This window comes from Pyxidicoccus trucidator (genome assembly GCF_010894435.1).
In the GTDB taxonomy this organism is placed as follows: domain Bacteria; phylum Myxococcota; class Myxococcia; order Myxococcales; family Myxococcaceae; genus Myxococcus; species Myxococcus trucidator.
The window spans coordinates 64,233-71,371 of the sequence record NZ_JAAIXZ010000035.1 but is presented as its reverse complement, the minus strand read 5'-3'; the positions used below and the strand labels follow the sequence as shown (position 1 = coordinate 71,371).

The window sequence follows — 7,139 nt, the reverse complement described above, 5'->3', positions numbered from 1 at the left end:
ACCCGGAAGAACACCTTCGACCTTCGCAGGCTCTGCGCGCTCCAGAACCTGGAGACCCTCCACCGCCGCATCGACGAGAAGCGGCGGCTTGCGGCCTGAGGTTCCACGAACCTGTTCGGCGCTCTAGGGGTCCGGAGGCTCGGGCAGTGTGGGAGTGATTGCCCGCAGGGGGGCGTCGCTCCCCAGGGCGATGAAGGGAGCCCAGTAGTGGGGATGGGGCCGGGAAACCCGGAACGAGCGCATGGCCGCGTGCAGGGCGGCGGCGCGGCCCTGGCCGGCCAGAAGGTTGCGGTAGTAGGTCTCCATGAGCAGGCGGGTGGAGTCGTCGTTGACCTTCCACAGGCTCATGACAACGGTCTCCGCGCCGGCCACTACCAGGGAGCGGCGCAGGCCGTAGACACCCTGGCCCAGTTGGACAGTGCCGCGGCCGGTGTCGCAGGCGGAGAGGACGACGAGCTGGGTGCCCCAGAGGTCGAGTCCGGCCAGCTCCAGCGCAGTGACGAGGGCGGCATCTGGCCGGGGCTCGGAAGGAGTGGAGGAGTCAGGCGCCGGGGCGCGTGCGCCCGTGAGGGCGAGGCCGGAGCGAAGCAGGGGCTCCTGGGGCCGCGGTGCGAGGGGAGTGTCGCCGAGCGCACCGAAGTGGCCCACGGCGCGGGACCCCGGGGTGGGGGTAGGGTCATCTCCGAGGAAGAAGCCGTGGGTGGCGAGGTGGAGGATGCCCGGAGAGGACAGGTGGAGCAGGCGCTCCTTCGTGGCCTCGGGACCGAGGAAGAGCTGGGCCTGGGGCAGCAGGCGCTGAATGCTCTCGGCCTCCCGCCGGGTGCCCGGCAGAGACATCCACGCGCTGCCGGAGAGGTCCGAGCCCACGGTGGAGAAGAAGCGCTCGAGGGAGATGGAGGGCTCGACCACCATGGACGCGTCAATGGAGGTAGAGGGTGCGACGTGAGGTAGGGCGTTGAAGTCCGGATCGGCGAGGACGAAGACAGAGGATGAGGAAACCATCTCCTGGGGACGAGGCAGCAGCTCCCTGCCGGAGGTGAGGTAGATGAACTCGAAGGAGTCGAGGAGGAAGCGGCGGCCGTCATGAAGAGCGGCGAAGGAGACGAGGCCGAGCTGTCCGTCGGGAGACACGAAGAGGCGACGGGTTTTGCCCAGCAGGGGCAGCAGGGGCTTGAAGGCGAGCCGGTAGAGCGCCTGGGCCGTGGGTTGGAAGGAGGCGTCTCGGTTGGCCAGGGCATCGCGCAGGAGCGAGGCGGTGAGGTCGATGGGCCTCGCGGGGCCGAGGTCCACCGCGCGGGTGGTGGCATCGGGAAAGAGCACCAGCGCCAGGTAGCGCAGCTGGTCAGGGCTCTTCGCGCGGGGGATACCGGGTCTGGAGACGAGGGGGCTGTCCCTGTAGGCGATGAGCTCGACGAGGGCGCCGTCCTGGGGAAGCGCGGCGGCGACCCGGTCGACGACCTCGGAGGGAGGAGGCAGGGCGGTGAGAGCGCGCAGGGTCGCGGAGCGCCTGGCCAGGTCCGCTTCGAGGGAGTCACCCTCGTCGGTCAGCGCCTTGAGGCGCTGTTGATAGCTCTCTGGGGTGAGCGAGCCGGGGCCCGCGAGCGAGAGGTTGGCCAGTTGGGTGCGCAGGCCGCGCAACCGCTCGAAGGTGCCGCGGTCCTCGGCGCCCAGGCCATGGTAGAGGGTTCGGGAAATGTTGGCTGTCTCCTCGACGGAGCGTCCCTTGAGCAGGAGCACGGCGCTGAGGGCCAGGCGTTGCGCTCGCACGTCCTCTGGGTATGCGCGTAGCATGGCGTAGAGCGTCTGCTCGTCCGCGCGCAGATATTGGAGGAAGCTGGCCAGCCGCGAGTCGGAGAAGCCGAGCGCCTCCTGGCGCAGGCGCTTCTCGGAGATGTCGAAGGCGCGTGTGAACAGCGGCAGGGCGTCGGCGAGGCGATGCTGGGCCAGCCTGAGCAAGGCGAGCCCCTTGAGCGACTCGGCGACGTCGGGATGATTCTTGCCGCGGGCCGCTTCCCAGATGGCGAGCGCGCGCGCATAGAGGGGCTCGGACTGGCCGTACAACCCCTGTTCTACGTAGATGTTGGCGAGGTTGTTGAGTGACTCGGCGACGTCGGGATGGCTCTTGCCGAGGACCGCTTCCGCGATGGTGATCGAGCGCTCGTAGAGCGGCACGGCCTGGCCGTACGCCTTCTGTTTCTTGTAGAAGGAGGCGAGGTTGTTGAGTGACACGGCGACGAGGGGATGGTTCTTGCCGACGGTCGCTTCGCGAATGGCGAGCGAGCGCTGGAAGAGGGGCTCGGCCCGGCCGTACAGCCCCTGAATCGCATAGAGGTTGGCGAGGTTGTTGAGCGAGGTGGCGACGAGGGGATGGTCCTTGCCGAGGGCCGCTTCCCAAATGGCGAGCGAGCGCGCATAGAGGGGCTCGGCCCGGCCGTACAACCCCTGGTTGTCGTAGAGGTTGGCGAGGTTGTGGAGCGAGGTGGCGACGTCGGAATGGTTCTTGCCGAGGACCGCTTCCCGGATGGCGAGCGCGCGCACATGGAGCGGCTCGGCCCGGCCGTACAACCCCTGGTTGTCGTAGAGGACAGCGAGGTTGTTGAGCAAGTTGGCGACGTCGGGATGGTTCTTGCCGAGGGCCGCTTCCCAGATGGCGAGCGCGCGCTCGTAGAGCGGCTCGGCCCGGCTGTACAACCCCTGGTTGTCGTAGAGGACAGCGAGGTTGTTGAGCGAGTTGGCGACGTCGGGATGGTTCTTGCCGAGGGCCGCTTCCCAGATGGCGAGCGCGCGCTGGTGGAGCGGCTCGGCCCGGCCGTACGACCCCTGGTCCGCGTAGAGGACAGCGAGGCTGTTGAGCGACCTGGCGACGTCGGGATGGCTCTTGCCGTGGGTCGCTTCGCGAATGGCGAGCGCGCGCTGGTGGAGCGGCTCTGCCCGACCGTACAACCCCTGGTCCGCGTAGAGGACAGCGAGGTTGTGGAGCGACTTGGCGACGTCGGGATGGTTCTTTCCGAGGGCCGCTTCGCGAATGGCGAGCGCGCGCTGAAGCAATGGCTCGGCTCGGTCAAAGTCCTCCTGGCGCAGGTGTAACCTACCGAGCAAGTTCAGACAGTCGGCGACTTCTAGATGCGTGCCCCCGAGCACAGCCTCCCGCAGCGCGAGCGCGTGCTCGCCCTGCGCCACAGCCTCGGCGTACTTGCCTGCCTCGTCGAGCTTCTTCGCCTCGTCATATGCTCTCTGCGCCTCCTGTTGCCGCGCGTCCGGTTTCTCCTCCCCGGCCGCTGCTTCTGCGACACAGCACAGGACCACCACCGCGATCCACCCAAGAATCTGCCGCATGACATCCTCCGATACCTGTCTCGTGGGCGCCGGCCCCATGCAGGGCTCGGCGGGTAGAACGCGAAGTGGGATGGTGTGAATCGGCGGGGCACTGCCTCCGGGGTAGTCCACCAGCCCGACAGCTCAGGACAGGTGGATGCTCGCAGGGGAGTACATCGGCATCGACGTGCACGAGATGAGCGGATCATGACGCGTCGTCAGTTGATGCGGCGCCAGACGAAGCCGTGGCAGCGCAACAGCTCTCCCCCTGTCAGGCACTGACTTGCAGGCCGGTGCGTTCCTGTAGATAGGCGGCCAGCCGCGTGTGTCGGCCACGCGGCGTACCCCCTACCTCCGAATCCAATGAGCCGACGCGGTCGGAAATGATGCAGGAAATCCACAGGCCGATCGGCAGAACCCTCTACTTCTGGAGCACTCCCTCCAGCAACTTCCGACACGCTCCGAGCATCCTCGCCGTCAGGGCTGCTGGCATACTCCAGAATCGGCCAGCCTTGACCCACGGCTCCCTGGCTTGACTGGAGAGGACGTGGCCATGCGTTTCCGCTCCTGCATCGCACTGCTGCTCCTTCTCTCCGCCTGCGCGACGACGGAGCCTCGCCCAGGCGAGCCGGTGGCCCGCAGCCCAAGTATGGCCAACCTCCAGAGAGCGGCAGCCCTGCCCTGGAGGGACGAGGGGCGCTGCGTCGTCCAGGAGGCCTCCCATCCCTGGCCCGTACTCGTGGAGCGGTGCTTTCACACACTCGACACTCGCAAAGTCCGCTTCCACGACCCCGAGCGTCGCTGCACGGTGGCCTCGGCGGGCGCGGTGGCGGTGCCCGCGATGGTCGGCATCTGCCTCTTGTCCCAGCCGTACATCCTCGTGGGAGCGGTGGTCATCATCGGCGCCGTGGTGGTGGCCGTCGCCATCCACGAGGAGTTGGAGGCCTATGAGCTGCGGCGGCCCTACTCCGAGGATGCGGAGCCCGTGCCGCACCTGGGGGGCGATGCCCTGCACAACCAGTGCGCCGACAGGGTTCCGCTGAATGGCTTCCCTGGCTCGGACGTGCTCGTCAACGGGAAGCGCTTCGACGCACTTCAACCCCGCGCGCGCGTGCTGTGGGAGGTCAAGACCGACAACTTCGACACGTACTCGCCCGACCTGCGAGACATCGTGCTCAGAAAGCAGATAGCGGAGCTACAGCGCGAGGCCAGACTGGCCAGGGAATGTGGGTATCATTTCAGCATTGGCGTGCGAAGCGCCTCGCACGGAGCCGCACTGGAGCGCTTGGACCCCACTCTTGAAATTGTCGTCATGGACTGGTGCTGAAATGCCTGCCACGCAAGACGACCTGGGTCTCGCTGTCTACGCGCCTGCCCTCGTAGGCGACGATGGGCGTCCGCTCGCCATCGTTCACGGAATGGAGCGTGCGTTCCCTGGCTTGCGCCTGGGATGGACGATTTCTGACGAGGGGCAGCGCATTCCACTGCCGGAGCGCGATGCGTGGGTCGTCCAGGAAAGGCGGGACGGAGGGTTTCCGCTGCTCCGCAACGGAGATGATGGCTATCGCGTCACCCTGACCGCTTGGGAGAACCCGTCGGGTCTTGCCGCCGGGAGCCCGCCGCATCTTGAAGTGCACGCGGCCCTGCCATCGAACGCGGTCGGCATCGCGACGGCACCGGAGGTGCTGGAAGCGGTAGCAGAGGGCGCACGCGCATTCTGGGGCCACGCGACACCGTTCAGCGCGGGCGTGGAGATCTCGCGGCAGACGGTCCACCCGTTGCGCAAACCGCGGAGCCCGCCTCGGGGGCTGCCGGCGCTCAAGTTCCCAGAGCACATCCGCGCGCCGGAGCTTCCCCATCGCCTGGGGTGGTTGAACTACTGGTCCGACGCCGCCGCCCGAGCCATCGGCTTCCCGGACCCGGCCCGCGACGCGGACCTGCTCTCGCGAGCGCGGCGCACCGCGACCGGCGGGTGGGTCGTCCGGCTCACGGACTCACCGCTCGACCTCGACAACCCCGCCCACCTGGACGCGCTCCTGCGGGCCTACGAGCGCCTCCCTGAGATTGGCGGGCGCGCCGGCCCCAGCCTTCGCTGAGGCTGGCGCCCCTCCGCGCCCCGGAGCTTTGCTCCCGTCACAGGAAGCGTTTGAAGAGGCTCAGCTTCCCAGTGTACGGCGGGTAGCGCAGCTTCATGTCGAGCGCGAAGGGCCGCTTCACCACGCTCTTCTTGTGGCTGAACGCATCGAAGCTCGACTGGCCGTGGTAGCCACCCAGCCCCGACTCGCCCACGCCGCCAAAGGGAAGCCCCTCGGCGGCGAAGTGGACGCACACGTCGTTGGTGACGGCTCCACCGCTCGACGTCTCCCTCAGGACGCGCTCGTTCACCGCCGCGTCGCGCGCGAAGCTGTAGAGGGCGAGCGGCTTCGGGCGGGCGCGCACGAAGCGGATGGCGTCGTCGACGCTCGGACAGTCCACGAGGGGCAGCAAGGGCCCGAAGATTTCGTCCTGCATCAGCGGGCTCGACAGGGACGCATCCGTGATGACGGTGGGCGCGAAGTAGCGGCTGGACGCGTCGCGCTCACCGCCGAAGGCCACCTTCCCGTCCGCCGCGAGCGCGGAGACGCGCTCGAAGTGGCGGGTGCTGACGATGCGGCCGTAGTCGCTGCTCGTGCTCGCATCGGCGCCGTAGAAGGACTGGACGGCCTTCTGAACCAATTCCGTGAAGCGGCCCTTCAGCTCGGGGGGAATGAGCACGTAGTCCGGCGCGATGCACGTCTGACCGGCGTTGACGTACTTGCCCCAGGCGATGCGCCGCGCCGTGACTTCGAGGTCCGCGCTCCGGTCGATGATGCAGGGACTCTTCCCACCCAGCTCCAGCACGGTGGGCGTGAGGTGCTTCGCCGCGGCCTGGGCCACGACACGGCCCACGCTGGTGCCTCCGGTGAAGAAGATGAGGTCCCAGCGCTCCGCGAGGAGCGCTTGGCTCGCCTCCACACCTCCCTCCACCACGGAGACGACCTCCGGTGGAAAGGCGTCGCCCAGCATCTGGGCGAGCACCCTGGACGTCGCGGGCGACAGCTCGCTGGGCTTCACCACGGCGGTGCAGCCCGCGGCCAGTGCCCCAATGAGCGGCGCAATCGCCAGCTGGTAGGGGTAGTTCCACGGCGAGATGATGAGCGTCACGCCGAGCGGCTCCACGTACTGGTACGCCCGCGCCGGCTGGATGACGAGCGGCGCCGAGCCCTTCCGCGGCTTCATCCACGCCTTCACGTTCTTGAGGGCGCCCTTCAGCTCGCCATAGATGCTGCCCACCTCGGTGAGGTAGGCCTCCTCCGGGCTCTTCGAGAGGTCCGACTTGAGGGCGGCGAGAATCTCCGCCTCGTACTTGCGGGCCGCCCGGTCGAGCGCATGCAGCTGCTCCCGCCGCCACTCCAGCGGGAGCGTGACACGCGTCTCGAACCAAGCGCGCTGGCTTTCGACGAGGGCCTTCGCGTCGAGCGAATGCGGCTCGGAGGCGAGGTGACTGGGACTCCGAGCCATGGGACTGCTCCTTGTGTGTGAGAGGGACAGCTACTTCAGCAGCTCACCCTTTTCGGCCTTCTCGACAAGCGACGCGGGCGGCAGGAAGTGCTTACCGTAGCACTCCGCGAGCTCACGCGCGCGGATGACGAAGCCACGTGGCCCCGTGCCGGTACGCCCTTCATAGCCGTTGATGTACTGCACGACGCCGCCCGTCCACGGCGGGAAGCCGATGCCGAGGATGGAGCCGATGTTCGCATCCGCGACGGAGCGGAGCACGCCCTCGTCGAAGCACCGCACCGTGT

General features: G+C 68.0%; 4 protein-coding genes and 1 pseudogene. 2 read left to right on the top strand and 3 right to left on the bottom strand.

Annotation, left to right across the window (positions count from 1 at the left end):
- Window positions 1–123: 123 nt before the first annotated feature.
- Window positions 124–3,336, bottom strand: coding sequence for a CHAT domain-containing tetratricopeptide repeat protein (locus G4D85_RS47505; RefSeq protein WP_164021593.1), 3,213 nt, complete (start codon window positions 3,334–3,336; stop codon window positions 124–126).
- A 532-nt stretch (window positions 3,337–3,868) separates the two neighbouring features.
- Between G4D85_RS47505 and G4D85_RS47500 the strand changes: the two genes are divergently transcribed.
- Window positions 3,869–4,642 carry a DUF6310 domain-containing protein gene (locus tag G4D85_RS47500; RefSeq protein WP_164021591.1) on the top strand — a complete coding sequence of 258 codons (774 nt, stop codon included), beginning with the start codon at window positions 3,869–3,871 and terminating at the stop codon, window positions 4,640–4,642.
- A 1-nt stretch (window position 4,643) separates the two neighbouring features.
- Window positions 4,644–5,411: a DUF5953 family protein gene (locus tag G4D85_RS47495; RefSeq protein ID WP_164021599.1), complete on the top strand. Its 768-nt coding sequence runs from the start codon at window positions 4,644–4,646 to the stop codon at window positions 5,409–5,411.
- Between the two features lie 37 nt (window positions 5,412–5,448).
- Here the strand turns inward: G4D85_RS47495 and G4D85_RS47490 are convergent, their stop codons facing one another.
- Window positions 5,449–6,855 (bottom strand): aldehyde dehydrogenase family protein, encoded by a 1,407-nt coding sequence (locus tag G4D85_RS47490; RefSeq protein ID WP_164021589.1) that lies wholly within the window; start codon window positions 6,853–6,855, stop codon window positions 5,449–5,451.
- A gap of 30 nt (window positions 6,856–6,885) precedes the next feature.
- Window positions 6,886–7,139: pseudogene (locus G4D85_RS47485) on the bottom strand (3-hydroxyacyl-CoA dehydrogenase); the annotation flags it as partial.

Coding starts and splice junctions, on each gene's coding strand:
- G4D85_RS47505 (WP_164021593.1), bottom strand. CDS start 3,336: ATGCGGCAGATTCTTGGGTGGATCGCGGTGGTGGTCCTGTGCTGTGTC.
- G4D85_RS47500 (WP_164021591.1), top strand. CDS start 3,869: ATGCGTTTCCGCTCCTGCATCGCACTGCTGCTCCTTCTCTCCGCCTGC.
- G4D85_RS47495 (WP_164021599.1), top strand. CDS start 4,644: ATGCCTGCCACGCAAGACGACCTGGGTCTCGCTGTCTACGCGCCTGCC.
- G4D85_RS47490 (WP_164021589.1), bottom strand. CDS start 6,855: ATGGCTCGGAGTCCCAGTCACCTCGCCTCCGAGCCGCATTCGCTCGAC.